20 protein-coding genes are annotated in these 25,686 nt (G+C 71.5%); 11 read left to right on the plus strand and 9 right to left on the minus strand.

Annotated features, from left to right (window positions below; translation table 11 throughout):
- The 3 genes from MKK52_RS00200 to queE all read right to left on the minus strand — a co-directional run.
- Positions 1-309 (minus strand): NAD-dependent epimerase/dehydratase family protein (locus tag MKK52_RS00200; protein ID WP_243951706.1); only part of this gene is annotated, 309 nt, incomplete at its 3' end.
- 70 nt (positions 310-379) lie between these two features.
- Positions 380-931 (minus strand): dTDP-4-dehydrorhamnose 3,5-epimerase, encoded by a 552-nt coding sequence (rfbC, locus tag MKK52_RS00205; protein ID WP_243951758.1) that lies wholly within the window; start codon positions 929-931, stop codon positions 380-382.
- 86 nt (positions 932-1,017) lie between these two features.
- The gene (gene queE / locus MKK52_RS00210) at positions 1,018-1,650 is read right to left on the minus strand and encodes a 7-carboxy-7-deazaguanine synthase (RefSeq protein WP_243951735.1); all 633 of its coding nucleotides are present in this window, start codon (positions 1,648-1,650) and stop codon (positions 1,018-1,020) included.
- 269 nt (positions 1,651-1,919) lie between these two features.
- On the opposite strand from queE, the gene MKK52_RS00215 reads away from it, so the two are divergent.
- The 4 genes from MKK52_RS00215 (at position 1,920) to nth (ending at position 5,579) form a co-directional block, all read left to right on the plus strand.
- Entirely contained in the window at positions 1,920-3,398 is a 1,479-nt protein-coding gene (locus MKK52_RS00215) for a D-alanyl-D-alanine carboxypeptidase family protein (protein ID WP_243951736.1), read from the plus strand.
- An 18-nt stretch (positions 3,399-3,416) separates the two neighbouring features.
- Positions 3,417-4,511 (plus strand): CobW family GTP-binding protein, encoded by a 1,095-nt coding sequence (locus tag MKK52_RS00220; protein WP_243951737.1) that lies wholly within the window; start codon positions 3,417-3,419, stop codon positions 4,509-4,511.
- Between the two features lie 96 nt (positions 4,512-4,607).
- Entirely contained in the window at positions 4,608-4,844 is a 237-nt protein-coding gene (locus MKK52_RS00225; protein ID WP_243951738.1) for a hypothetical protein, read from the plus strand.
- A gap of 33 nt (positions 4,845-4,877) precedes the next feature.
- The gene (gene nth / locus MKK52_RS00230) at positions 4,878-5,579 is read left to right on the plus strand and encodes an endonuclease III domain-containing protein (RefSeq protein ID WP_243951739.1); all 702 of its coding nucleotides are present in this window, start codon (positions 4,878-4,880) and stop codon (positions 5,577-5,579) included.
- 6 nt (positions 5,580-5,585) lie between these two features.
- Here nth and MKK52_RS00235 read toward each other — a convergent pair whose 3' ends face one another.
- From MKK52_RS00235 to MKK52_RS00255, 5 genes are all read right to left on the minus strand, one after another.
- The gene (locus MKK52_RS00235; protein ID WP_243951740.1) at positions 5,586-5,903 is read right to left on the minus strand and encodes an HPr family phosphocarrier protein; all 318 of its coding nucleotides are present in this window, start codon (positions 5,901-5,903) and stop codon (positions 5,586-5,588) included.
- Between the two features lie 89 nt (positions 5,904-5,992).
- Complete coding sequence (locus tag MKK52_RS00240; RefSeq protein ID WP_243951741.1) at positions 5,993-10,318, minus strand: translocation/assembly module TamB domain-containing protein; 4,326 nt, start codon at positions 10,316-10,318, stop codon at positions 5,993-5,995.
- Complete coding sequence (locus MKK52_RS00245; protein WP_243951759.1) at positions 10,318-12,258, minus strand: autotransporter assembly complex protein TamA; 1,941 nt, start codon at positions 12,256-12,258, stop codon at positions 10,318-10,320. Before MKK52_RS00245 ends, MKK52_RS00240 begins: the two co-directional genes overlap by 1 nt.
- A 245-nt stretch (positions 12,259-12,503) precedes the next feature.
- Positions 12,504-14,561, minus strand: a complete 2,058-nt coding sequence (locus MKK52_RS00250; protein ID WP_243951742.1) for a methyl-accepting chemotaxis protein — start codon at positions 14,559-14,561, stop codon at positions 12,504-12,506.
- A gap of 97 nt (positions 14,562-14,658) precedes the next feature.
- A complete protein-coding gene (locus MKK52_RS00255) occupies positions 14,659-15,018 on the minus strand; it encodes a winged helix-turn-helix transcriptional regulator (RefSeq protein ID WP_243951743.1) in 360 nt (119 codons plus the stop codon).
- A 97-nt stretch (positions 15,019-15,115) separates the two neighbouring features.
- On the opposite strand from MKK52_RS00255, the gene MKK52_RS00260 reads away from it, so the two are divergent.
- Complete coding sequence (locus MKK52_RS00260) at positions 15,116-16,135, plus strand: zinc-binding alcohol dehydrogenase family protein (protein ID WP_243951744.1); 1,020 nt, start codon at positions 15,116-15,118, stop codon at positions 16,133-16,135.
- A 17-nt stretch (positions 16,136-16,152) separates the two neighbouring features.
- On the opposite strand, the gene MKK52_RS00265 is transcribed toward MKK52_RS00260, so the two are convergent.
- Complete coding sequence (locus MKK52_RS00265; RefSeq protein ID WP_243951745.1) at positions 16,153-17,307, minus strand: MFS transporter; 1,155 nt, start codon at positions 17,305-17,307, stop codon at positions 16,153-16,155.
- Between the two features lie 265 nt (positions 17,308-17,572).
- Between MKK52_RS00265 and uvrA the strand changes: the two genes are divergently transcribed.
- The 6 genes from uvrA to trmFO all read left to right on the plus strand — a co-directional run bounded on the left by uvrA (position 17,573) and on the right by trmFO (position 25,662).
- Entirely contained in the window at positions 17,573-20,671 is a 3,099-nt protein-coding gene (gene uvrA / locus MKK52_RS00270) for an excinuclease ABC subunit UvrA (protein ID WP_243951746.1), read from the plus strand.
- A 476-nt stretch (positions 20,672-21,147) separates the two neighbouring features.
- On the plus strand, positions 21,148-22,143 hold the full coding sequence (locus MKK52_RS00275) for a transporter (protein WP_243951747.1): 996 nt from the start codon (positions 21,148-21,150) through the stop codon (positions 22,141-22,143).
- Positions 22,144-22,360: 217 nt separating this feature from the next.
- The gene (locus MKK52_RS00280) at positions 22,361-23,329 is read left to right on the plus strand and encodes a S1C family serine protease (protein ID WP_243951748.1); all 969 of its coding nucleotides are present in this window, start codon (positions 22,361-22,363) and stop codon (positions 23,327-23,329) included.
- A 138-nt stretch (positions 23,330-23,467) separates the two neighbouring features.
- A complete protein-coding gene (locus MKK52_RS00285; RefSeq protein ID WP_243951749.1) occupies positions 23,468-23,749 on the plus strand; it encodes a GCG_CRPN prefix-to-repeats domain-containing protein in 282 nt (93 codons plus the stop codon).
- A gap of 269 nt (positions 23,750-24,018) precedes the next feature.
- Positions 24,019-24,165 (plus strand): DUF1127 domain-containing protein, encoded by a 147-nt coding sequence (locus MKK52_RS00290; protein WP_243951750.1) that lies wholly within the window; start codon positions 24,019-24,021, stop codon positions 24,163-24,165.
- Positions 24,166-24,246: 81 nt separating this feature from the next.
- Positions 24,247-25,662 (plus strand): methylenetetrahydrofolate--tRNA-(uracil(54)-C(5))-methyltransferase (FADH(2)-oxidizing) TrmFO, encoded by a 1,416-nt coding sequence (trmFO, locus tag MKK52_RS00295; protein WP_243951751.1) that lies wholly within the window; start codon positions 24,247-24,249, stop codon positions 25,660-25,662.
- The last annotated feature ends 24 nt before the right edge of the window (positions 25,663-25,686 follow it).

Below are 25,686 nucleotides of genomic sequence, written 5' to 3' on the forward strand. Positions count from 1 at the left end.
GCCGATGACGTTGGTGCGCACGAAGGCGCCGGGATCGGTGATCGAGCGGTCGACATGGCTCTCGGCGGCCAGATGCATCACCGCCTGCGGCTGGAAGTCCGCGAAGGCGGCCCGCACCGCGTCGCGGTCGCAGATGTCGGCCTCCACGAGCCGGTGGCGCCCGCTGCTCTCCAGGGGCTTCAGGGAGATCGGGTTGGCGGCATAGGTCAGGGCGTCGAGGGTGACGACCTCGTGCCCGAGATCCTGCACGAGATGCAGGACGAGGGCGGACCCGATGAAGCCGCAGCCGCCGGTGACGAGGATCCGCATCGAATATTCCCCCTCGGATCGAAGCCGCGCCGGACCCGATCCACGCTGTATGGCAAAACGGCGCCGACCGTCAGAAGAGCTTGCCGGCCTCGCCGAGGGTGGGGGCCTTCCGGTCCTTGTCCGAGAGCACCGCCTCGGCCTCGCCGACCGGCCAGTCGATCCCGATCTCGGGATCGTTCCACCGGATGCCCCGGTCATGGGCCGGGCTATAGTAGGAATCCACCTTGTAGGCGACCATCACGTCCGGCGTGAGGGTGCAAAACCCATGCGCGAAGCCGTGCGGGATGTACAATTGCTCCCCGCCCTCGGCGTCCAGGCGCACCGCGACGTACTGCCGGTAGGTCGGCGAATCCGGCCGGATGTCGACGGCGACGTCGAGGATCGCCCCCGACAGCACGCGGACCAGTTTGACCTGGGGCTGGGGCGGGATCTGGAAATGCAGCCCGCGCACCGTGCCTTTTGGCGCGGAGAAGGACTGGTTGTCCTGCACGAACGAGACCGCGATGCCGGCGCGCTCCAGGGCATCCGCCCGGAACGTCTCCGAGAACCAGCCGCGCGCGTCGCCGAACCGCTTCGGGACGATGCGCTTCACCGCCGGAATATGCGTGTCGATCACGTCCATAAGGAGCCTCGGCAAGGGAGATGTCGTCCCGGGCGGGCGATGCCGCCCGTTGTCCGCCCGTGTCAAGCCGCGGGCGAAGACGGGTGTCAGGGGATCCCGATCATCTTGTGGGTTTGAAGGGAGAGGCGCCAGCGCGCGTCGGCCCGGCAATAGGCGATGGCCGCTTGCGTGTTCGCGGCGGCGTCCGGCCCGTCCATCGGCTGCAGGAACCGGTGCCGGAACGGCAGATCCGCGAAGGTTTCCGGCCGGGCATCGGCCTGGGGAAAGACCAGCTTCAATTCGTCGCCCCCGGCCTGGGCGAGGGCGTTCCCGCCCTTGGGGCTGACGCAGATCCAGTCGATCCCCGCCGGGGCGGGCAGGGTGCCGTTGGTCTCGATGGCAATCTCGAACCCTTGGCCGTGGACCGCCGCGATCAGGGCGGCATCGAGCTGGAGCAGGGGCTCGCCGCCCGTGAACACCACGTAGCGGTTGTGCGGCCCGCCCTCCCACGTCGCGGCAATGGCGGCGGCGAGCGCCGTCGCATCGGGGAAGCGGCCACCGCCCTCCCCGTCCATGCCGACGAAATCCGTGTCGCAGAAGCGGCAGGCGGCGGCGGCGCGGTCCTCTTCGCGCCCCGACCAGAGATTGCATCCACTGAACCGGCAGAAGACCGAGGCGCGCCCGGCCTGGGCGCCCTCCCCCTGCAGGGTGTGGAAGATTTCCTTGACCGCGTAAGACACCCTTTGTCCTCGAACCCTGCTGACTGCCGAATGTTTGACAGGCACCGATCCGGCGCCAGATCCGTGTTGCGCCACGGCGACGGGCGCGCGCAACCCCGCACCCCGCGCGGCAGCGTTTCCTTCAGCCCCCGCCCGCTTCGACCTTCCCCGGTTCACACAGGGGAGTCCGCCGCCATCGTATCGCCATGGAGCGTGCGTTGAAGGCATGTTCGACGCGCGTTTTCCTCCGGTGTGAGCGGCCAAGGCCGGCTCACGACGAGACAGGTCCGATGCTCAATCACACAATTGGCCGTCTCCTGGCCCGCGCCGCCGGCGCCGCCGCCCTTTTCGCGGGTCTCGGTGGGGCGGCGAGTGCCGTGACGGTGCCGATCCTTCTGGCGGATGTCGATTCCGGCCGGGTGATCTACTCGCAGGCGCCGACCGATCCCTGGTATCCCGCCTCGATCACCAAGCTGATGACGACCTACGTGGCCCTCGATCTCGTCCGCCAGGGGCGGGCCTCGATGGACACGCTGATCACCATCTCGCCGAACGCGGCGGCCGAGCCGCCCTCGAAGATGGGCTTCAAGCCGGGCACGCAGCTGACCCTCGGCAACGCCCTCAAGATCATCATGGTGAAGTCGGCCAACGACGTGGCCTACGCCATCGGCGAGAGCCTCGGCGGCACGGTCGACGGCTTCGCCTCGATGATGAACGACACCGCCCACCGGATCGGGATGCAGGACAGCCGCTGGACCAATCCGAACGGCCTGCCCGATCCGCGCCAATGGACCTCGGCCCGCGACATGGCGGTGCTGGCCCGCGCCCTGATCCGCGACTTCCCCGACGACCACGACCTGTTCTCGATCTCGGCGATCCAGTTCGGCGGGGCGGTGATCCCGAACCATAACGGCCTGCTCGGCCGCTATCCCGGCACGGACGGGATGAAGACCGGCTTCATCTGCTCCGGCGGCTTCAACGTGGTGGCCACCGCGACGCGGGGCGGACGGCGCATCGTCGCCATCGTCATGGGCCAGCCGAGCGCCCGCGAGCGCGACGTGAAGACCGCCGACCTGTTCGATTACGGCTTCGCCCGCGACGGCAGCGGTGGGCCGGGGCTCGACGCCCTGCCGGCTTCGGGGGTCGGCGCCCCGCCGGACATGCGCCCCTATGTCTGCGGCGGCAAGAAGGTGCCGGCGATCGACGAAGGCCCCGGCGCGGTGACGGCCTCCCCCGGCGCCACCACCGCCGCCCAGCTCGTCGGCGGTTCGGCGGCCTCCTCGCCGTCCCTGGCGCTGGCGGCCTTCTCCAGCCCCGCCATGCGCGCCCGCACCCTGCCGCCGCGCGCACCCCTGCAGCCCGTCGCCGTCTGGATCGGCCGCGATCCGGCCGAGGGCCAGCAGATCCTCGCCCAGCAGGCCGCCGAGGCCCAGGCCGCCGCCGCGAATGTCCGCGCCGCGCGGCTCGAAGCCGTCAAGGCCAAGCGCGAGGCGGCGCTCGCCAAGCGTCAGGCTGTGAAGGAGGCCGCCGCCCAGGCCCGCGCCGCGAAGGCCGCCAGCAAGACGGCGGCCGGGGCGTCGCTGCCGCATGCGGCGAGCGCCTACACCGCCTCGGAGACGGCGGGGATGCCGGAAGCCAAGCCCGGCAAGGGTCTGGTGAAGGCGAAGGGCGCCGCCAAGCCGGCCGCTCATAAGTCTGTCGCGGCCAAGCCCGCCGCCAAGCCGGCCGGCAAGCCCGCCAAGAAGGCTTCCGCTAAAGACGACAGGTAGGCTAACAGCCTCCTCGTCATGTCGCTTCCCGTCCCGCCGCCGCCCGATCCCCGGCGCCCCGAGCCGATCCCGCTCACGGTGCTCACGGGCTTCCTCGGGGCGGGGAAGACGACCCTGCTGAACCGCTGGCTCGGCGATCCCTCGCTCGCCGACACCGTGGTGATCGTCAACGAGTTCGGGGAGATCGGACTCGACCACCTGCTCATCGAGACGGTGGACGAGGACATGGTGCTCCTCGGCGCGGGCTGCTTGTGCTGCACCGTGCGCGGCGACCTGATCGCCACCCTGGAAGACCTTCTGCGTCAGCGCGACAACGGCCGCATCACGCCGTTCCGCCGGGTGGTGATCGAGACGACCGGCCTCGCCGACCCCGCCCCGATCCTGCACGCGCTGATCTACCATCCGTACTTGGTGATGCGGTACCGGCTCCAGGCGGTGGTGACGGTGGTGGATGCCGTCCACGGCGCGGCGACCCTCGACGCCCATCCCGAGGCCATGCGGCAGGCGGCGGTGGCCGACCGGCTGGTCCTCACCAAGGAAGACCTCGCCCCCGATACGGCGGAGCTGCGCGCCCGGCTCGCCGCGCTCAACCCGGCTGCGCCGGTCCTGCCGGCCGACACGCCCCCCGACGACCTGCTCGGCGGCCTGTTCGGACTCGACGGCAAGGGTGAGGACGTGAAGGCGTGGCTCGGCGCCGCGGCCCTCGACGAGGAGCTGGAAGCCGGCCTCGACGTGAACCGGCACGACGCCGCGATCCGCGCGATCTGCCTGACGAGCGAGAAGCCGATACCGCGCCCGGCCTTCGAGATGTTCCTCGACCTGCTGCGCTCGGGCCACGGGCCGAAGATCCTGCGGATGAAGGGCCTCGTCGCCCTGGCCGACGATCCCGAGCGGCCCCTTGTCGTGCATGGGGTGCAGCACGTGGTCCACGCCCCCGTGACCCTGCCCGCCTGGCCCGATCCCGACCGGACCTCGCGCCTCGTCCTGATCCTCGCCGATCTCGACCCGGCCTTCGTCCAGCGCCTGTGGGACGCCTTCCTCGGGCGGCCCCGCCTTGATGCCCCCGACGCCGCCGCCCTGACCGACAACCCCCTCGCCATCCCCGGCTTCTGAGCGCGGCACCATCCTTGAACCGCGCGGGGCAAGAGGCGCCGCGCAGGCGCCGGCTCGTCCCGAACCGGGACGGAACGCTTCGGGGCGGGACAGACGATGGCGCGACGTTTCACCGTGATCCAGGGCGGCCTCGGCGAGCTGGCCCCCCGCGCCAAGCCCGGCCGAGCGCGGCTGGAAGCGGTCGGCGCGGTCCTGCGGCGCCGTCTCGCCGCCCTGCGGGACGCGACCTCGCCGGAGCGTCCCACGGCGAACGCGCCCACCCGCCGGCCGATTCCGGATGGCGCCTTCCTCGGCGTGCGCCCCGAGGGCTGGAGCCCCGACGTCGCAGCCTGAGCGGCCCGCGCCGGGGCGCCCTACCTCCGCCCCATGGCAAGCGACATCATTCATGGCCTGAAGCGGAGCCGCGCCCCGCGATCCCGTGACACGATTCCGGTCGGCGAGGCCGGGCGGGTCGAGGCGGTGATGGCCCGCTTGGCGCAGGCCGATCCCGACCCGAAGGCCGGTCTCGCGGTCGAGGACCCGTTCCGCCTGCTGGTGAGCGTGCTGCTCTCGGCGCAATCCACCGGCCCGACCGTCGCCCGCGTCTCGGACGCGCTGTTCGCGAAGGCCGGCACGCCGGAGGCTCTGCTGGCACTGGGTGAGGACGCGATCCTGACGATCGTCCGCCCGGTCGGCCTCGGCCCGTCGAAGACGCGGGCGATCCTGAAGCTCTGCGCGGCGCTGGCCAGCGAGTTCGGCGGGCAGGTGCCCCGCACAGCCGCCGAGCTGCAGCGCCTGCCGGGGATCGGCCGGAAATCGGCCGAGGTCACGGCCAACTTCGCCTTCGGTGAGACAGTGATCGCCGTCGACACCCATGTCTTCCGGGTCTCGAACCGCATCCCCCTGGCGCCGGGGCGCACCGTCGATGCGGTGGCGGACGGCCTCGCCGCCCTGGTGCCCGACGCCTACAAGGACGGCGCCCACGTCTGGCTGTTCCGGCACGGACGCGACACCTGCACGGCGCGCAAGCCCGCCTGCCCGCGCTGCCCCGTCGCCGACCTGTGTACGTGGCCGGAGAAGACGGCCTGAGCGGCGCTACTCGTCCTCGCCGAACCGGTTGGCGAGGAGCGCCTCGATGGCGTCGAGGCACGCCTGCGCGTCCTCGCCCACGGCGGTGACGGCGATGCGCGTGCCCATGGCCGCGCCTAGCGTCAGCAGCCCCATGATCGAGCGCCCGCCCACGGTCTCGCCCGCGCGGGTGACGGTGACGGTGGCATCGTACCGCTCGACCGTCTGCACGAATTTTGCGGAGGCCCGCGCATGCAGGCCGCGCCGGTTGATGATCGGCAGCTTCCGCAGGAAGCCGCCCTCCGGCACCGGAGGGTTGTCGTCGTTCTCGTAGAGGTCGTCCATCGGTCTCGCTGCGGTCGTCCGGCTGGGGGAAGACTAGACCATGAGCCGGCCAAGTCGATCCCGGCGCCCGCAAATCGCCGGGGGAAGGGCTACCATTCGTATTCCGCGCCGACCCCGAGGCTGGTGCGCCCGTCGCTGCCCGCCTCGCCCTTGAGCTTGATCCGCCGGGTCACGTCGACATCGACGCCCACGGCGGTGTCGGCGGGCTTGGCGCCGGCCTTCACGCCGATGCTCACCCGGTCGGAGATGTAGCGCGAGGCGCCGAGCGCCGGGCCGCCGCTCGCCCCGGTCGAGACGTCGAGGCTGTCGAGGCCGAGGCCCTTGCGCGCCTGCTCGAACACGTCGGGCCCGCCCGCGCCGCCGGAGAGCTGGGCCACGGCCTGGGCGAGTTGCAGCGCCTGGAAGGGCGAGAGCCCGCCCGCCGCCTTCTTGAACAGCAGGCGCGACAGGATCTCGTCCTGCGGCAGGGACGGGTCGGAGGTCAGGGCGAATTGCGGCGCGTCGGCTGGGCCGGAGACGGCGACACGGGCGGTGACGTCGCCGGCCTTGGTCTGGGCGGAGAAGTCGAGATCGGGGGTCGTCAGGCTTCCGGCGAAGGTGATGCGCCCCCGGTCGAAATCGAGGCGCTGGCCCACGAGGTCGAACCGGCCCCGGCGCATGGAGAATTCGCCGTTGGCGCGAGGATCGCGCGAGGAGCCCGTCACCCGCAGCGATCCGCCGAGTTCGGCGTCGATGCCCCGGCCGCGCACGAAGATATGGCTCGGCGCATCGACCGAGACGTCGAGGGTGGCGTCGAAGGGCGCCGCCGCCTTGCCGCGTCCCCGACCCCGGACGGCCTTCGCCTCGGCGCGCTTGGCGAGGCGGGCGCGCAGTTCCGGCGGGGTGTTGACGTGGCGCACGCCGGGCAGCGGCCGGGCCGTGGCGGGCAGCCGGTCGGGCACCGCGACGTCGATGGAGGCGACGTCCACCCGGCCGGTGATCTTCGGCGTGTGGGCGAGCGGGCCGGAGAGCGACAGGTCGAGCCCGGCGACCGCCGTCATCAGCGAACTCGAGACCAGTTCCGCCCGCTCGGCGGTGAGCCGGAAGGCGCCGGGGAAGCCGCCGGCCGGGTCAAGGCTGACCTTGCCCGAGGCGGCAACCCGCCCGCCGTTGCGGGTCGAGGCGGTGAGGCGTTCCACAACGAGGCTGTCGCCCCGCCCGGTCACGCGCCCCTCGATGGCGGTGAAGCGGATGCCGTTCAGAGGATCGCTGAAGCTGCCGCCCGACAGGGTGGCGCTGCCCTCGGCGCGGGGCGCGGCGAGGGTACCGGTGACGCCGCCGTCGATGGCGATTCTGCCGCCGACGCTCTGGCCTGTGGCGCTCAGCACGGAATTCGCCAGCGCCGCATCGAGATTGCCCTTGCCGCGCAGGTTGAGCGGGCCGCCGGGCTCGATGGGGAGCGAGCCGGAGAGCGTCAGCGCCATGCCGCGCCCGGCGCTCACGCGCCCGTCGAGGCTGGCCTGTCCGCCCGAGAGTGTGCCCTTCGCCTCGGCCTCGATGGGCGGCAGGCCGGCGCTGCGGGTCTGCGGCGCGACGAGGCGCGCGACCTTGAGGGCGTATCGCCCCTCCGGCCGGCTCGCCGACCCGTGCACGTCCGCCTCGCCGTCGAGGGTGCCCGACAGGGCGAGGTCGGGCGAGGCGATCCGGGCGAGGGAAAGGGGCAGCGCGCGGATCGCGACCTTCAGGTCGAGGGTCTGCCCGGCCCGGCCGGAGACCTGCACCCGGCCCGAGCCGGCGGCGATGGAGAGCCCATCGATCACCGCCCCGCCGTCAGTGAGGGTGATCGTGGCCGGACCCGTCAGGGCGAAGCGGTCGGCGCCGCGCGCGGCCGAGAGCCGGGCGATCTCGATCCGCGTCGCCTCGGCGGGGATCAGCCGGGCGGCGCCGTCGAGGGCGAAGCCGCGCGCGCGGGCGGTGAGCACCACGTCGCTGGCGCTCGCGGTGCCGGTGGCGGCGAGGCGCAGGGTGTCGACGATCTGGCCGGCGGCCACGATCCGGTCGGCGTCGAGATGCCCGTCCAGGACCGGCCGGGCGCGGATGTCGGCGCCGCGCAGGTCGGCGTCGAGCCGCGACAGCGCCGTGTCGCCGTAGCGGAGGTTCGCGCCGGTCGCGCGGATCGCCGCGCCCTGGCGTCCGCCGTCGCGGGTGAGGGTGACGGTGGCGTCGAGGCGCCCGGCGAGGGGTTCGGGGCTGAGCGGCGAGAGGTCGTCGAGGTTCCCCGCCCGCACGGCGAGGGTGCCGGCGGCGAGCTGCGTCGCCTCGGCCAGCGCCGCGTTGCCCTCGATCGCCACTGAGCCGAGGGTGAGGGCGAGCCGGTCCAGCACCCAATCGGTCCCGGCCGGCAGCGTGGCACGGGCGACATGCGCCCCGCCGGAGAGTGGCTTGCCGCCCACGTCGCCGGAGAGTTTCACGGTGCCGTCCGCCGCGCCGGTCGCGTCGCGCAAAGCCGCCTCGACGGTGAGGTTGCGGATCGGTCGCCCGTCGGCGCTGGCCGAGGGGGCGGTGAGCGTCGCGGCGAGGTCGGGCTTTTCCAGGGAGCCGGTCAGCCGCGCGTCGAGGGCGGCGCGGCCGGTGAAGCGCGCATCGAGGTCGGTAAGGCTCTTCAGGTCGACGCGGGCGGCCACATCCGCGGCGGCGGCCGTCGCCTGTCCCTGGAGCGTGGCCAGCAGGCCCGCGCCTTCGAGGCGCAGATGATCGAAGCCGTAGCCGTCATAGGTCCGCGAGACCCGGCCGGTGAGGGTCGGCCCCCGGCCGAGGAGGCGGTCGGCCGGGCCGCTGCCGGTGGCGAGGCTGGAGCCGGTGACGGTGAGGTCGGCGGCGAGCGCCTTGCGGGCCGGATCGCCCGAGAGCCGCGCCTTGGCCTCGACGCTCCCCGCGAGGCCCCGCCCGGCGAGGCCGGAGAAGGCGGCGAGGTCGGGGAGCGAGGCCTGGAGCGTCCCGGCCAGCACGTTCTGGCCGAGCCGCCCGACATAGGAGGCCTGGGCGGTGTCGGAGATGGCGGACAGGCGCGACACGTCGATCACCCCATCCGGGCCGGCGCTGGCGCGCAGGGTGAGCTTCGCCGCCGAGCCGATGGCGCGGCGCAGCGCCGGGTCGGCGAGGCGCAAGCCCTCGGCATCGCCATCGGCCATGATGGCGAAGCGCCCGGCCTTCGGGTCGCCCTCCGGCTCGACGGAGAGGGTCGCGGCCACCTTGTCGAGGTCGGAATCGCGGCTGCGGATGCCGGCGGCGTCGAGCTTGCCGCGCACGGTCGGGGTGGTGAGTGGACCCTTGAGGCTGCCGTCGAAGACGAGCTTGGCGATCTCGGACTCGCCCGCCTTCGTCACCTCGCCCTCGGTCGGCAGGGCGCGGGCCTGAAGGGTCAGGTCGGCGATCCGGTCGGCGGTGATGCCCCCGGAGGCCGACAGACGCGCGGTGCGGGAGGCGAGGTCCAGCCGGTCGATGCGGAAGGCGCCGCTATCGGCAAAGGAGAGTCCGCCGTCGAGCTTGGTCGTGCCGGCGAAGACCGACGCGGCCGGGCCCGGCACCAGACCCTCGATGCGCGCGGTGAGATCGAGGGAAAGCCGCCGCTCGGCGCCGATGCGCGAGATCTTCGCGCCGCCCTTGGCGCCGATCTGCGGGCCGGCGGTGAAGTCGAGGGTGGCGTTCCAGGCGTCGAGGGTGCCCTTGCCGTCGAGGTCGAAGGCGATGGGCGGCGCGCCGGGGATCGAGGCAGCCTTGGAGAGCAGGCCGCCCGCCTCCTCTAGCAGGTTGGCCTTCAGTTCGAGCTTGTCGCTCTTCGGGACGTAGGCGAGGGTCAGGCCGAAGAACCCGGCCGCGTCGAGGCGCTTGGCCTCGGCGCGCAGGTCGAGCCCCTCGCTCGCCGCGCCGAGCTTCGCGCTGCCCTGAGCCGAGAGCCGGGCCGGCTGGCCGGCGATCTCCTCGCCGAGCACCAGTTCCGCGAGTTTGAAGCCCTTGATCTCGACCTTCACCGGCAGGTCCGGCAGCAATTTGCCGTCGGGCTTGGCCTCCTCCGGCGTCGGGCCGGGCAGCGGGCGTCGCAGCACCTCCAGCCGGCCGACCTCCAGGGTGTCGACTTCCAGACGTCCCGAGAGCAGGGCGAGGCGCCGCCAGGAGATGCGCGCCTTGTCGAGCTTCAGCCAGACGCCCGCGCGGTCGCTCACCGCTACGTCGCGGATGGTCGCGTCCGAGGAGAGGGCCCCGTCCACGGCACCGATGGTGACGCGGGAGGCGGGGGTGGAGAGCGCCTTCGACAGGAGCCCGCCGAGGACCGACTTGTCGCCGTCCTCCGCGCGGGGCGCGAGCGGCGCGAGGGTGACGAGGCAGAGGAGCGCGGCGAGCAGGGCCGCCCCGGTCTTGTGCGTGAAGAAGACCATCAGAACGCCTGCCCGAGGCTGAGATACAGGACGGCGGGGCGGACATGGCCGCCCTTGTAGGCGTCGAGGGGGAAGGCGAGGTCGGCGCGGATCGGGCCGATGCCGGTATAGTAGCGCAGGCCGATGCCGACCGACTTGCGGATGGTCTCATCGAAGTTCGGCAGGGACGAGGCGAAGGCCGTGCCCGCGTCGAAGAACGGCACCACGCCGATCGAGTCCGTCACCTTGATCCGCGCCTCGATGGAGGCTTCGAGCAGGCTGCGCCCGCCGATGGGCAGGTTGAACGGGCCGATGGGGCCGAGCGTCCGGTAGGGGTAGCCGCGCACCGAGCCGCCGCCGCCCGCGAAGAAGCGGAAATTGTCCGGGATCTCTCCGAGCTTCGCCCCCGAGACCGAGCCGAAGCCGACGCGGCCCGCGAGGATGAAGCGGGATTCGTCGTCGAGCGAATAATAGGTCGAGCCCTGCGCCTTCGCGACGAGGATGCCGGGATCCGAGAGGCCGCCGGGATAGGCGGCGAGCGACGCGATGGCTCGGAAGCCCCGGGTTGGGTCGAGGAGGCTGTCGGTGGAATCGTAGGTGACGGAGGCCGGCACGCCGATCAGCCGGTAGTTCACCGTGCCCAGCGCGTCCTGCGAGCGGCCCGCCTGCGCGTCGAGGCCGATCTGCGCCGAGAACGTGTCCGAGAACCGGTGCCGGATCGCGCCGGAGACGCCGCCGCCGTCCACGAGGTAGCTCTGCTGCACCTCGCGGGTGACGAAGGCGTTCGCCAGGAAGTCGTTGCGGGTTCCCCAGAGGGCGGGCTGCACGTAGGTCGCCGAGAGGCGCCCGCCGAGGCCGTTGGTGCCGATGCCCGCCTGCTTGCGCTGCTGCGCGAACGGGTCGTAGCCGAGGCCGAGATAGTAGAGATCAGCGTCGAGGCGGAAGGTCTCGCCGCCGCCGAACAGGTTGCGGTTGGCGTAGTAGGCCCGCACCCCCGGCCCGTCGACCGTCGAGTAGCGCGCCGAGACGCCGATCAGGTTCTTCTCGCGCTCGCTGACTTCCACGAAGAGCGGCAGGTTGCCGTCCGCGTCGAGTTCGGTCCCCTCGCGCACCCGCACGGCGCCGATGCCTTCGAGCCGCGCCACCGAGCGGCGGATCGCCGACACCGCCTGCGGCGAGTACGGATCGCCCGGTTCCGCGTAGATGAAGGAGCGGATCGTGGCCGGGTCCATGCCCTCCGCGCCCCGCACGCTCACCGCCCCGATCCCGGCCTTCGGCCCCGGATCGAGGGTGAAGGTCACGTCCATGACGTGGGCGGAATCGTCCACGACGGGATCGCGGTCCACCACCTTGGCAAAGGGGTGTCCCCGCGCGCGGAAGTTGTCGACGATGGCCGCCTCGCGGGCGAGCACGGTCGCGGAGCGGGCCGGCACGTCGTCATCGACGCGGGTGAGGCGCGGCGGCAGCACGTCGTCCGGGAAGGGACGCCCGGCCCGGTCGCGCACAGCGATCCGGCGCAGGGTGTAGAGCGGCCCGAGATCGACGGCGACCTTCACCGGCACGAGGCCCCGGTTGCGCCACGCCTCGGCGGCGCGCACCGCCGCCTCGGTCCGGCCGGGGGCGACGGGCACGCCGTCGACGCGCACCTCCACCCGGCCCTGATAATAGCCGTAGCCCGAGAGCACGTCGGCGAGCTTGAGGATGTCCGCCTCGGCGCGGCGCACCAGCCCCTCCCCGTCCGGGGGCGCCTCCTGGCGCAGGCGGTACAGGGCGGAGGCGTCCTGCACGGCGGTCAGGACGTCGGAATCGTCGGTGCCGGTGACCTTGGCCGCATAGGGCAGAGCGGTCGGGCTCGGGGCCGGCGGCTCCGGCTCGGAGCCGAACAGGCCGAACAGATCGAAGGCGCGGGCGGGCTCCGGCAGGGCCAAGCTGGCGGCACCGGCCGCCCAGGCGATCAGCACCGCGCGGGCAGCCCCCTGCGGCAGGGAGAACGGACGTCGAAGGAACACCAAGCGGGCTGCAGCCGTCAGGCCGGGATGCAGTCGGTTTGGCCGTACGCGTTCCGATTCATGCTCGACGCCCCCACGTCTCGCTCAGCGCCTCGCCAGGGGCGCCCACTCACCTCTGCCCGATGGCCGCACGATGGCGCGGCCCCGGCCTGTCACGTCACGCCGCAAATGAGACGACTCTGTGGCGAAGCTGCGATTCAGGCGGCCCTGACCTGTGAAAGGAAGCCGGCGACCGCTCCGCGCAGCGCCCCCGCCTGACGGGACAGATCTCTCGCGGCGGTGAGCACCTGATCGGACCCGTGGCTCGCCGTGGCGGCGGCCTCATCGACCCCCGCGACATGGCCAGAGACGGCGCGGGTGTCCTGCGAGGTCTGCGCGGTGGTGCGGGCGATCTCGGCGGTGGCGGCGCCCTGCTCTTCGACCATGGCGGCGATGTCGGAGCCGATCCGGGCGAGGTCGCGGACCATGGTGGCGATGCCGCCGATGGAGCGCACCGAGGCGTCCGTCGCCCCGGCGATCTCGCCGACCTTGGCCGCGATGTCCTCGGTGGCGCGGGTGGTCTGGGCGGCGAGTTCCTTCACCTCCGCCGCGACGACGGCGAAGCCCCGCCCCGCCTCGCCCGCGCGGGCCGCCTCAATGGTGGCGTTGAGGGCGAGAAGGTTGGTCTGCGCGGCGACGCTGGAGATCATGCCGACGATCTCGCCGATGCTGGCGGCGGCCTCCGCGAGGCGGCGCACCTCGTCGGCCGCGCCGTCCGCGTCGCGCTGGGCGGTGGCGGCGAGGTTGGCCGAGGCGCCGACCTGCGCGGCGATCTCGTGCACCGACACCGACAGTTCCTCCGTCGCGGCGGCGACCGCGTCGGCCGAGCCCGCCGCCGAGTGCGAGGCGCTGGCGACCGCCCGGCTCAGGCCGGTCGTGTCGCGGGCCGCTTTGGCCATGCCGAGCGCCGAGGATTCGAGCTGGCTCGCGGCGGCCGAGACCGCCTCCACGATACTGCCGACCTGTCCCTCGAAATCGTCGGCGAGGAGCTTGGCCGCCTGGCGCTGGGCGGCGGCGTGGTCCAGCGCCATGCGCTCCTGTGCCGCCTGCGCGGCCCGGCGCTCGGTGACGCTCTCGCGGAAGGCGATCGCCGCGCCGGTGATCGCCCGCAACTCGCGCGGGCCGCCGGCCGGCAGCACAACCGTCTCGGCCTCCGCGTCGCCCCGGCCGATGAGGGTGAGCGCCCTCGCCACCCGCGTGAGCGGGCGGCTGATGGCGGTGCCGAGCGCCGCCGCGATGCCGACCGAAGCCGTGAGCAGGGCGAGCGCCCCGCCGATCCAGAGCCAGAGCAGCCGTTCGGCCTCTGCGCGCAGGGAGCGCGCCTGCCCGACCAGCTCGCCGGTCAACTGGTCCTCGACGCCCTTCAGGCCGTCGATGCGCTGCGTCGCCAGCTTGAACCAGCCCGGCGCGTCGCGGAAGGAAGGGGCCTCGCCGGGGATGAGGGCGAGCAGCGACTCGCGCAGCCGCGCGACCTCGCGGGCGGGTGCGGTCCCCTCCGCCGCATCGAGGGCGCCGGCCTGCGCGGGCGCCGCGCTGGCGCGGAACAGCTTGGCGTAGGTCCCTTGATCCGCCATCAGGGTCGCGAGGCGGCGGGCGGCGGGAAGGTCGTACTGGCCGGAGGCGAAGACGGCCGAGGCGGCGGCTCGCTCCTGGCCGGCGGCCTCCTTCATCATCAGGAAGGCGGCATAGGATTGGGCGCGGGCGGCGATGGAGGCCTCGTCCATGGCACCGCCCATGGCGCGCACGAGCCCGAGCCCGGCGCCGATCATGCCCGTATAGAAGGCGGCGGCCTGCGGCGCGGGGACGGACAGGCCGTCGATCACCTTGCGCTGCGCGGCGAGGCCGTCGAGCTTGTCCGCGAGCTCCTTGGCCGAGGCGGCGGCCGCGCCGCCCATGGCGGCGAAGCCCCCCGCCGCGACGGCCTCCTTCAGGCCCGCGAGCGCCGCATCCGTGCGCCCCCGCTGGGCCGTCAGCTCGGGGCCGAACTGCGCGCCCTTGGCCGCCAGGAACAGGCTGGAGGCGCCCCGCTCCCGCTGCGCCTCGTGGACGAAGGCGCTGATCCGCGAGGACAGTCCCACGAGGTCCTCCACCCGGACCATGTCGGCGCGGCGCGTCCACTGATCCGAGATCGAGACGCCCGCTGCGCCCGCGAAGGCGAGGCAGGGCGCGAGCGCGACCGCCAGGATGCGGGAATGGAGCGTCGCGAGGAGGGTCATGATTCAGCCAGAAGTAGTGTTTGCGCTGTCAATACTCACGTAGGTTGATAAAATTATCGTTGCCGGGGCCCGATAGTGATCGAGGCCACTTGCTCGTTTAAGCTGCAGATCGGGTCGAATCTGCTTGCCCGGTGTGCAGGTCTCCCCAAGTTTTCAGCGCGGAAATGACAGGTTGCAGCGTGCGGCCTCGCTCGGTCAGGCTGTACTCCACTTTGGGAGGGACTTCGGCGTAGACCCGTCTTGCGATCAGCCCGTCGGCTTCCATTTCCCGAAGCTGATTCGTGAGCATCCGCTGCGTGACGCTCGTCAGCCGGCGCCGGAGTTCGCTTAAGCGCAGCGTCCCCTCCAGCAGGTGGTAGAGGATCACGCCCTTCCACTTGCCGTCGATGAGCCGGAGGGTGGCTTCGACGGCGCAGCCGGGGCTGCAATCGCCGCTGTGATGGCGGGTGCGGGCCATGGCGGTATCCTTTTCGACACTAGTGGCCTTTTATGTGCGTACTTGCGCGCTTGGAAGAGCGGCGGCATCACGCGGGCCTCGATACGAGGAGGTCGCGATGCGCGCCGTCGGATACCGGAAGTCCCTGCCGATCACCCAGGACGAGGCGCTGGTCGACCTCGACCTCCCGCAGCCCGAGCCGGGGCCGCGCGACCTGCTCGTGAAGGTCGAGGCGATTTCGGTGAACCCGGTGGACACCAAGGTCCGGCGCCGGGCCGAGCCGGAGGCCGGCGGCACCAAGGTGCTTGGATGGGACGCCGCCGGGACCGTCGTCGCCACCGGCGCGAAGGTGACGGAGTTCGCCGTCGGCGACGCGGTGTTCTATGCCGGCGATCTCGGCCGACCGGGGACCAATTCCGAGTTTCACTGCGTCGATGCGCGGATCGTCGGGCGCAAGCCGACGAGCCTCGATTGGGCGCAGGCCGCCGCGCTGCCCCTGACGGCGATCACCGCCTGGGAAACGCTCTTTGACCGGCTCGACACCGGCAGGCCCGTGCGCGGCGCGGCCCATGCCCTGCTCATCGTCGGCGGGGCGGGCGGGGTCGGGTCCATCGCGATCCAGCTCGCCCGGCAGCTCACCGACCTGACGGTGATCGCCACCGCCTCGCGGCCGGAGACGGCGCAATGGTGCTGGGACCTCGGCGCCCACCACGTCGTGGACCACCGGAAGCCCCTGGCGGCCGAGGTGGCAGCCCTCCGGATCGGCGCGCCGGGCCTCGTCTTCTCGACCACCAACACCGACCTGCATCTCACCGAGATCGCCGGACTGATCGCGCCGCAGGGGCGCTTCGCCCTGATCGACGATCCCGAGAGCCTGGATATCTCGGTCCTCAAGCGGAAGAGCCTGTCCCTGCACTGGGAGTTCATGTTCACCCGCTCGATGTTCGCCACCGCCGACATCGCCGAGCAGGGGCGGCTCCTGAACGAAGTCGCGCGGCTCGTGGACGAGGGGCGCCTGCGCACCACCCTGGGCGAGCATTACGGGCGCATCGATGCGGACAACCTCCGGCGGGCGCACGCCTTGATCGAGTCGGGCCGGGCCAAGGGCAAGATCGTCCTGGAAGGCTTCGCGGACTAGGCCGGGGCGCGGGGGCCCTACAGGCGCAGCACCCGCCCCGCCCCCGCGACGCCCACCAGCAGCACGGCCACCGCCAGAAAGGCGGTCGGCAGGCTCGTCGCCTGGGCGAGGAAGCCGATCAGCGCCGGGCCGGCGAGCACCCCGGCATAGCCGAAGGTGGTCACGGCCGGCACGGCGACGCTCGGGGGCATCGCCGTCTGCCGTCCGGCGGCGGTGAACAGCACCGGCACGATGTTGGCGCAGCCCGCCCCGACCAGGGCGTAGCCGGCCAGCGCCGCCTCCCAAGCCGGAACGAGGACCGTGAGGGCGAGGCCGGCGGCGGCGCAGAGCCCGCCGAGGACGAGGACGCGACGGCGCCCGAGGCGGGCGACGATCAGATCGCCCGCGAGCCGGCCCGCCGTCATCGTCACCGAGAAGGCCGCATAGCCGAGGGTCGCCCGCGCGGCATCGACGCCCCGATCCTGTGACAGGAACACGGCGCTCCAATCGAGCACCGAGCCCTCCGTCAGGAAGGTGATGCAGCACAGGATGCCGATGGCGAGGACGATCCCGCGCGGGAGTGCGAAGGCGGGACCGTCCGCCGTGGCGGCCCGCGCCAGGATGCCGGGCCAGGAGGCCGCGAACATCACGGCGATGGCGGCGACGGCGAGCAGGGTCGTGGTGCCGATTCCGAGGCCGGCGAAGAGCAAAGCTCCCGCCGCCAGCGCCCCGACGAGGCTGCCGAGGCTGTAGAGCCCATGGAAGCCCGACATCATCGGGCGTCCCCGTGCCTTCTCCACCGCGACGGCCTGAAGGTTCATGGCGCAATCGACCGCGCCCATCCCCGCGCCGAACAGCAGCAGGCAGGGCGCGATCAGCCACGCCGAATCGGCGTTCGCGAGGATCGGCAGCGGCAGGGCGATCGCGCCCGTGCCGAACAGCACCACCGGGCGCAGGCCGAACCGGGCCGCCGCCGCGCCCGCGAGGGGCATCGCCGCGATGGAGCCGATGCCGAGGCAGAGCAGCAGGAGGCCGAGTTGCGCCTCGCTCAAGCCGGCCTGCGCCTTCACATGCGGAACCAGCGGCGCCCAGGCGGCGGTGCCGATGCCGACGATCAGGAACAGGAGGCGGGTGGACCACGCGCCGTCGCGGGTCCGGGTGGCGCGCGGCTCGGTCGCGGCGAGAATCTGCATCGGCAGGCGTCGGCAATCGGGTGGCGGAGCCATACCTCTGGGGCGGCCCGCGCTTGGCCGCAAGGCAGGCCGGCGCCAACCTGCCCTGCGCGGGGCCGGTTGCCCGCGTACTCATTTCGTTCTAGCAAGCTGACGCGGGGGCGGGTCCGCGAATGGACCGTCGCACCTTGCCATCGGCCAGCGGGGATCGACATGAGCCGGTGCTGCGGCCGGTTCACCGGACGCCTCCCCATCCGCGTCGACGCCTCGAAAGACCGCCGCCCTCATGGCCAGAGCCCGTGCCGGAGCCCAGAAGCAGGCCGCCGAACCCGCGAGCCCCCGTCCCGCCGCCGGCAAGGCCGGCGCCAAGACGACGGCCAAGGCGACGGATAAGACGGCGGTGAAGGCCACCGCGAAGGCGCCTCCGCGCGCCGCGGCCAAGGCGGAGGCGTCCATCGACGCCAAGCTGGAGAAGCTGTTCGATGCGGCGGGCCCTGCGGCCCGTGACCAGCGCGTCATCTCCGTGCGCGGCGCCCGCGAGCACAATCTGAAGAACGTCGACCTGACGATCCCCCGCGACCGGCTGGTGGTGTTCACCGGCCTCTCGGGCTCCGGCAAGTCGTCGCTCGCCTTCGACACGATCTACGCCGAGGGGCAGCGCCGCTACGTCGAATCGCTCTCGGCCTATGCCCGCCAGTTCCTGGAGATGATGTCGAAGCCCGATGTCGATCAGATCGACGGGCTCTCGCCGGCCATCTCCATCGAGCAGAAGACCACCTCGAGGAACCCGCGCTCGACGGTGGGCACCGTCACCGAGATCTACGATTACATGCGCCTGCTCTGGGCGCGGGTCGGCATCCCCTACTCGCCGGCCACGGGCCTGCCCATCGAGAGCCAGACCGTCCAGCAGATGGTCGACCGGGTGCTGACCCTGCCGGAGAAGACCCGCCTGTACCTGCTCGCCCCCGTGGTGCGGGGCCGGAAGGGCGAGTACCGCAAGGAGATCGCCGAGTTCCAGAAGAAGGGCTTCCAGCGCCTGCGGATCGACGGCGAGTTCTACGCCATCGACGACGCCCCGAAGCTCGACAAGAAGCTGAAGCACGACATCGACGTGGTGGTCGACCGGATCGTGGTGCGCGACGACATCGCCTCGCGGCTCGCCGATTCCTTCGAGACCGCCCTCGACCTCGCGGACGGCATCGCCGAGATCGTCTACGCCGACGTGCCCGAGGGGGAGGAGGCGCAGTCCATCACCTTCTCGTCGCGCTTCGCCTGCCCGGTCTCCGGCTTCACCATCGCCGAGATCGAGCCGCGCCTGTTCTCGTTCAACAACCCGTTCGGCGCCTGCCCCACCTGCGGCGGCATCGGCCACGAGATGCGGATCGACCCCGAACTCGTCATCGCCGACCCGGCCCTCAGCCTGAAGCGCGGGACGGTGGCGCCCTGGGCGAAATCCACCTCCCCCTATTACGGCCAGACCCTGGACGCGCTCTCCGCGCATTTTGGGTTCGAGACCAGTACCCCCTGGGCCAAGCTGAGGGATACCGACCGCGCCGTGGTGCTCTACGGCTCCGGCCGCGAGTCGATCCGCTTCTATTACGACGACGGCCTGCGCCGGTATTCGGTCAACAAGCCCTTCGAGGGCGTGATCCCGAACCTGGAGCGCCGCTACAAGGAGAGCGATTCCGACGCCGTGCGCGAGGAGATCGGGCGCTTCATGAGCGAGACGCCCTGTGCCGCCTGTCTCGGCAAGCGCCTCAAGCCCGAGGCGCTGGCGGTGAAGGTGGCGATGCACGACATCGGCGAGGTCACGGACCTCTCGGTGAGCAAGGCGCACCAATGGTTCGCCGACCTGCCCGAGAAGCTGACGGCCAAGCAGAACGAGATCGCCATCCGCATCCTCAAGGAGATCAGCGACCGGCTGAGCTTCCTGATGGATGTCGGCCTCGAATACCTGACCCTGGCGCGGGGCTCCGGCTCCCTCTCCGGCGGTGAGAGCCAGCGCATCCGCCTCGCCAGCCAGATCGGCTCCGGCCTGACCGGCGTGCTCTACGTCCTGGACGAGCCGTCCATCGGCCTGCACCAGCGGGACAACGAGCGGCTGCTCGGCACGCTGAAGCGCCTGCGCGACCTCGGCAACTCGGTGATCGTCGTGGAGCACGACGAGGACGCCATCCTTCAGGCCGATTACGTGGTCGATGTCGGCCCCGGCGCCGGCATCCATGGCGGTGAGATCATCGCCCAGGGCACGCCCGCCGAGGTGCTGGCCAACCCCGCCTCGCTCACCGCCAAGTACCTGACCGGCGAGCTGTCGGTGCGGATGCCCACCGCCCGGCGGAAGGGCCGCAAAGGCACGCTCGAGGTGTTCGGCGCACGCGGCAACAACCTCAAAGACGTGGATATCGCGGTCCCGCTGGGCACCTTCACCTGCGTGACGGGCGTCTCGGGCGGCGGCAAGTCCACCCTCGTGATCGACACGCTCTACAAGGCGGTGGCCAAGAAGCTGAACGGGGCGGTGGAGCACCCGGCGCCCTACGGCCGGATCGAGGGGCTGGAGCATCTCGACAAGGTCATCGACATCGACCAGTCGCCCATCGGGCGGACCCCGCGCTCGAACCCCGCCACCTATATCGGCGCCTTTACGCCGATCCGCGACTGGTTCGCCGGCCTTCCGGAGGCCAAGGCGCGCGGCTACCAGCCGGGGCGCTTCTCCTTCAACGTGAAGGGCGGGCGCTGCGAAGCCTGCTCCGGCGACGGCGTCATCAAGATCGAGATGCACTTCCTGCCGGACGTCTATGTCACCTGCGACGTCTGCAAGGGCAAGCGCTACGACCGCGAGACGCTGGAGGTGAAGTACCGCGAGAAGTCCATCGCCGACGTGCTCGATATGACGGTCGAGGAGGCGGCGGAGCTGTTCAAGGCGGTGCCCTCGATCCGCGACAAGATGGAGACGCTGAAGCGCGTCGGCCTGCATTACGTCCGCGTCGGCCAGCAGGCGACCACCCTGTCGGGCGGCGAGGCCCAGCGGGTCAAGCTGTCAAAGGAATTGTCGAAGCGCGCCACCGGACGCACGCTGTATATCCTCGACGAGCCGACGACTGGGTTGCATTTTCATGATGTCGCCAAGCTCATGGAAGTGCTTCACGAGCTCGTCGATCAAGGCAATACTGTCGTCGTCATCGAACACAATCTGGAAGTCATCAAGACGGCCGATTGGGTGATCGACATGGGCCCGGAGGGCGGCGACGGGGGCGGCAAGGTCGTGGCCGTGGGCGTGCCGGAGGAGATCGCCGCGTCGAAGGCGAGCCACACCGGGCGCTTCCTGCGCGAGGTGCTGGAACGGCGCGCGGCGAAGCCCGCCCCCCGCCGAAAGGCCGCCGGCTAGGCGAGTCGGCAGTTTCTGCCGGTTCAGTGGGCGAAGCGCCTGCCGAAGCGGCATGATTCGACCGCGGACCCGGTCGTCCGGGGCTTATGCAAGCCAAAGATTCGCCTGTCCGGCCCCCCGCCGGGGGCTCGCGCCGCCCCCGGCGGGGGGCGGCACCCTTGCCGGTTCGTCCCGTCTCCGACCGGGACAACAGCTTGACCGTTCAACGATATTTTGCCGAACGGGCCGTCTTAGGCATGTGTTGCAACGCGGCAAAAATGCGGCTTTTGCGCAACGGTTTTCTCCAACCTGCCAAACCGGCAAGCATTGCTCTGTCTTTCCGAGGTCCTTTGTAGAATAGTCCGAGACGTTGAGACGGGGCGGCTCCGTGGGGGCGCTCGGCATTGAATCGGACGGCCACCGCAAAAGCGGATGTGACCGGCACGGTAATGCCGAATGCGGGACGGAAGCCAGAGACCTTGGGAAGGACCGAAATAATGATGAAGAACTGGCTCGCGGCCGGCGCGGTCGCGCTCTCGGTCGGAATGACGTCGACTATCGCTCAAGCGCAAACCACGACTGTCCCGGGTGAGCAGGTCGGCCTTGCCGTCGGCGCGCCGCTCCCCGAGGGCATCTACGCCATCAACACCTTCACCTACCGCCGCACCGACGGCCGGAACGACGCCGATACGGCCGTCAACATCCCGGTCCTCGTGTGGTCGACCCCGCTGGTTCCGTTCGGCGGCCGCATCGAGCTCCTCGTGGCTCCCCCGACCGTGTTCGCCTTCACCCGCAACCCGGCTGGCCAGGCCAACAAGGACATCTCGATCAACGTCGGTACGTTCATCGGCGGCATCTGGGCGTTCGACCTCGGCGGCAACTTCGGCGTCAGCTTGCTCGGCGGTGTCTACCTGAACGAGCTCGACGGTGACCGTGGCTCGCTCTACGCTGGCCAGTTCAACGCTGCCGGCCGTCCGATCGGCACCCCGATCCTGCCGCAGCTCTCCTCCAACACCTACCGCTTCGGCGTCGCCGGCAGCTACACGGGTGACGGCTGGAACATCACCGCCAACCTGACGGCCAACATCTACGACTCCCCCGGCCGCTTTGGTGGTCCGGTCGGCGCCGCCATCGGCCCGATCCGCCTCTCGGACGCCCTGAACTTCGACCTCACGGCCACGAAGACCTTCGGCAACTTCGAGATCGGCGCCGTCGGCTACGGCACCTACAACTTCGACATCAGCCAGTTCAGCGCGGCTGTCGGCAACCGGGGCCGCTTCGCCCTCGGCGGTCTCGTCGGCTACGACTTCAAGGTGTTCAAGGTCCAGGCCTACGTCGCCCGCGACGTCGTGACCGGTGCCCAGATCGCGGCGACCGCCTTCCGCGGCGCCCGCTCCGACTACTCGACCGACGGCTGGATCCGCTTCATCATCCCGCTGTACAGCCCGGCCGCCGCCTCGCCGGTCCCGGCCCCGCTGGTTCGCAAGTACTGAGAACGGCCTCGGATGCGGCGCCCCAGGCGCCGCATCCCCCGCGCTCGCCGACGCCCGGTCTCCCCTGGAGGCCGGGCGTTCGTCGTTCGGGCAACCCGGCCCCGCCGCCGCACCGGGTGTCGGGCGGGCTCGGGTCGCCTACTTACGTCAAACTGACGATTCACGCGGACGGCCGATGAGGCGTCCGCAGGTTGTGCGAGGCCAAGGGGCGCCGACCATGCAGGGCGAACGCAAGATCCCGGTTCAGGTCCAGCCGAAGGCCGCCGATTACAGCTACGACCTCGACCGGGCGATCGGCGCGGTGGTCTCGCTGTCGAGCCGCGTGCCGGAAGACGGGTTCACGGCGGAAACCCTCGGCACCGAACGAGCCGGCAACGCGGTGGTGATCGGCGAGGACGGGCTCGTCCTCACCGTCGGCTACCTCGTCATGGAGGCCGAGAGCGTCTGGCTGACGACCCGCGAGGGCCGCTCCGTGCCGGGCCACGTCCTCGGCTTCGATGCCGCCACCGGGTTCGGCCTCGTCCAGGCCCTGGGCGATCTCGGCACGTCCTCCCTGCGGCTCGGCCGCTCCTCGTCCCTCAAGATCGGGGACAAGGCGGTGCTGGCGGGGGGCGGGGGGCGCTCCCATTGCGTCGCCGTGGAGGTGATCGCCCGGCAGGAATTCGCGGGCTACTGGGAATACGTCCTCGACGAGGCGCTGTTCACCGCGCCCTCGCACCCCCATTGGGGCGGCACGGCGCTGATCGGGCCGAAGGGCGACCTCCTCGGCATCGGCTCCCTGCAATTGCAGCAGGGGGGCAGCGCGGCGGGCCGCGCGATCAACATGGTCGTGCCCATCGACCTGCTGCCGCCGATCCTCGACGATCTGCGCATGCGCGGCCGGGCCGACCAGGCCCCCCGCCCCTGGCTCGGCATCTACGCCACGGAGAGCGAGGAGGGCATCGTCATCATGGGCCTCGCCGACGGAGGCCCCGCCGAGGGCGCGGGCCTACAGGGCGGCGACGTGATCGCGGCGGTGGCGGGCGAACCGATCGCGGACCTCGCGGCCATGTTCCGCTCGATCTGGGCGCTGGGGACGGCCGGGGCGCGCATCCCGCTGACGATCCGGCGGGACGGGCGGACGCTGCTGCTCACCATCGTGTCCGGGGATCGCCACGCCTTCCTGCGGACGCCCTCGGTCCATTGAAGGCGCCACAACGCTGCCGCGAAAACGCCTAGACCCTGCACGTTCCACAACCGTAATCTCAGGGCCCGTTCAGGTCGCCGGGACGATTCTCCCTCTCGAACCGGCGCCCGGGCGCCGGGAGACGATGGAGATCATCTCATGGCAATCGTGAGCACCCTTCGCGGAAAGGCTCTCGTCAAGCCGGCCCTGCTCGCCGCCGCGCTGGTGGCTGGCGGGCTCGGCCTCGCGGATTCGGCGCAAGCCGCCGGCGGCTGCGGCCCCGGCTTCCACCCGAACCCCTGGGGCGTCTGCCGCCCGAACTACGGCTACGGCCCCCGCCCCTATTGGCGGCGCCCGGTGCCGGTCTACGGCTACGGCTATGCCCGCCCCCGGCCGATCTACCGGCCCTACGGCTATTACGGCCCCCGCCCGTTCTACTAGGCCGTTTCGCAACCGCGAATTGAGAGGGCGTCCCGCCGGCCGGCGGGGCGCCTCTTGCGCGTCCGGCCCCCATCGATGCATGCGCCTACAGAATGACCACGGGGTAAGGTTGCCCGAGTCTTAAGCTGGCTATGACTTTCGTGCAGGGCAGGTGCTTGGCCTTAGCTCTGACGCTGCGCCGCAACCGGTCTATATGTGCGATGCATCAACAACAGGCAGCGGTGCCCCTCCTTTCAGCACCGCCTGCCTCATGAGAGGCCAAGAGTTCCATGTCTGCCGCCCGCAGCGTTCTGTCCCGTGTCCGCGCCTACCTCCGCTATCGCGATACGGTGTCCCAGCTTTCGCGCCTGTCGGATCGCGATCTTGCCGATCTCGGCATCAACCGCACCGACATCCCGGGCATCGCGCGCGCCTGATCTCACGGGGCTCACGCCCGACTGACGATTGAAGGGCCGTCCCCCGTTGATCCGGGTGGCGGCCCTCCGTTATTTTCAGGCATGACGCACACCATTCACATCGTCGGCGGCGGTCTCGCCGGATCCGAAGCCGCCTGGCAGGTCGCCGAAGCCGGCCACCACGCCGTGATCCACGAGATGCGCCCCGTGCGCCGCACCGAGGCGCATCACGGCGAGGGGCTGGCGGAACTCGTCTGCTCCAACTCCTTCCGGTCGGACGACGCCAACGGCAACGCCGTCGGGCTTCTCCACCAGGAGATGCGCAGTCTCGGCTCGCTGATCATGCGCGCTGCCGATGCGCATCAGGTGCCGGCGGGCGGGGCGCTCGCCGTGGACCGCGAGGGTTTCTCCGCCGCCGTGACGGCCACCCTCGAAGGGCATCCTAACGTCACCGTCGTGCGGGAGGAGGTCGCCGGGCTTCCGCCCGAGGAATGGGGGCCGTGCATCGTCGCGACGGGCCCCCTCACCGCCCCCGATCTCGCCGAGGGCATCCGCGCCCTCACCGGCGCCGAGTCGCTCGCCTTCTTCGACGCCATCGCGCCCATCGTCCATCGCGAGTCCATCGACATGGACGTGGCGTGGTTCCAGTCGCGCTACGATAAGCCGGGGCCGGGCGGCACCGGGGCCGACTACCTCAACTGCCCGATGGACCGGGAGCAGTACGATGCCTTCATCGCGGCTCTGATCGGCGGCGAAAAGATCGGCTTCAAGCAATGGGAGGGCACGCCCTATTTCGACGGGTGCCTGCCCATCGAGGTCATGGCCGAGCGCGGCCCCGAGACCCTGCGCCACGGGCCGATGAAGCCGGTCGGCCTCACCAATCCCCGCGCCCCGGACCGGAAGCCCTGCGCCATCGTCCAGCTCCGGCAGGACAACGCCCTGGGCACCCTCTACAACATGGTCGGCTTCCAGACGAAGCTCACCTATTCCGAGCAGGTGCGGATTTTCCGCACAATCCCCGGCCTGCAGAACGCGGAGTTCGCCCGGCTCGGCGGCCTGCACCGGAACACCTATCTCGACAGCCCGCGCCTGCTGGACGCGACCCTGCGCCTGAAGGCGCGGCCCGCCCTGCGGTTCGCCGGGCAGATCACCGGCTGCGAGGGCTATGTGGAGAGCGCCGCCGTGGGCCTCATGGCCGGGCGCTTCGCGGTGGCCGAGGCGGCGAGCGCGCCGCTCGCGCCCCTGCCCCAGACGACGGCGCTCGGCGCCCTCATCGCCCACATCACCGGCGGGCATGTCTCGGCCGAGGAAGGGAGCGGCCCGCGCTCGTTCCAGCCGATGAATGTCAATTTCGGGCTGTTCCCGCCGCTGGAGCGGATGCCGCGCGGAGAGGCTGGGCGCCGCCTGCGCGGGCCGGAGAAAGCCGCCCTGAAGAAGCGCGCCCTGACCGACCGGGCGCGGGACGACCTTGCCGCCTGGATGGCCGGCGGTCAGCCGGTCCAGGCGGCGGCGGAATAGCGGCGGGGTTTCGCCCGGCGCCCG

The organism is Methylobacterium sp. J-067 (assembly GCF_022829465.1).
GTDB classification, from domain to species: domain Bacteria; phylum Pseudomonadota; class Alphaproteobacteria; order Rhizobiales; family Beijerinckiaceae; genus Methylobacterium; species Methylobacterium litchii.

Bases quoted from the DNA above. Each gene is read 5' to 3' on its own strand.
- rfbC (WP_243951758.1), bottom strand. From the start codon at position 931: ATGGACGTGATCGACACGCATATTCCGGCGGTGAAGCGCATCGTCCCG.
- MKK52_RS00215 (WP_243951736.1), top strand. From the start codon at position 1,920: ATGCTCAATCACACAATTGGCCGTCTCCTGGCCCGCGCCGCCGGCGCC.
- MKK52_RS00220 (WP_243951737.1), top strand. From the start codon at position 3,417: ATGTCGCTTCCCGTCCCGCCGCCGCCCGATCCCCGGCGCCCCGAGCCG.
- MKK52_RS00225 (WP_243951738.1), top strand. From the start codon at position 4,608: ATGGCGCGACGTTTCACCGTGATCCAGGGCGGCCTCGGCGAGCTGGCC.
- nth (WP_243951739.1), top strand. From the start codon at position 4,878: ATGGCAAGCGACATCATTCATGGCCTGAAGCGGAGCCGCGCCCCGCGA.
- MKK52_RS00235 (WP_243951740.1), bottom strand. From the start codon at position 5,903: ATGGACGACCTCTACGAGAACGACGACAACCCTCCGGTGCCGGAGGGC.
- MKK52_RS00240 (WP_243951741.1), bottom strand. From the start codon at position 10,318: ATGGTCTTCTTCACGCACAAGACCGGGGCGGCCCTGCTCGCCGCGCTC.
- MKK52_RS00250 (WP_243951742.1), bottom strand. From the start codon at position 14,561: ATGACCCTCCTCGCGACGCTCCATTCCCGCATCCTGGCGGTCGCGCTC.
- MKK52_RS00255 (WP_243951743.1), bottom strand. From the start codon at position 15,018: ATGGCCCGCACCCGCCATCACAGCGGCGATTGCAGCCCCGGCTGCGCC.
- MKK52_RS00260 (WP_243951744.1), top strand. From the start codon at position 15,116: ATGCGCGCCGTCGGATACCGGAAGTCCCTGCCGATCACCCAGGACGAG.
- MKK52_RS00265 (WP_243951745.1), bottom strand. From the start codon at position 17,307: ATGCAGATTCTCGCCGCGACCGAGCCGCGCGCCACCCGGACCCGCGAC.
- uvrA (WP_243951746.1), top strand. From the start codon at position 17,573: ATGGCCAGAGCCCGTGCCGGAGCCCAGAAGCAGGCCGCCGAACCCGCG.
- MKK52_RS00275 (WP_243951747.1), top strand. From the start codon at position 21,148: ATGATGAAGAACTGGCTCGCGGCCGGCGCGGTCGCGCTCTCGGTCGGA.
- MKK52_RS00280 (WP_243951748.1), top strand. From the start codon at position 22,361: ATGCAGGGCGAACGCAAGATCCCGGTTCAGGTCCAGCCGAAGGCCGCC.
- MKK52_RS00285 (WP_243951749.1), top strand. From the start codon at position 23,468: ATGGCAATCGTGAGCACCCTTCGCGGAAAGGCTCTCGTCAAGCCGGCC.
- MKK52_RS00290 (WP_243951750.1), top strand. From the start codon at position 24,019: ATGTCTGCCGCCCGCAGCGTTCTGTCCCGTGTCCGCGCCTACCTCCGC.
- trmFO (WP_243951751.1), top strand. From the start codon at position 24,247: ATGACGCACACCATTCACATCGTCGGCGGCGGTCTCGCCGGATCCGAA.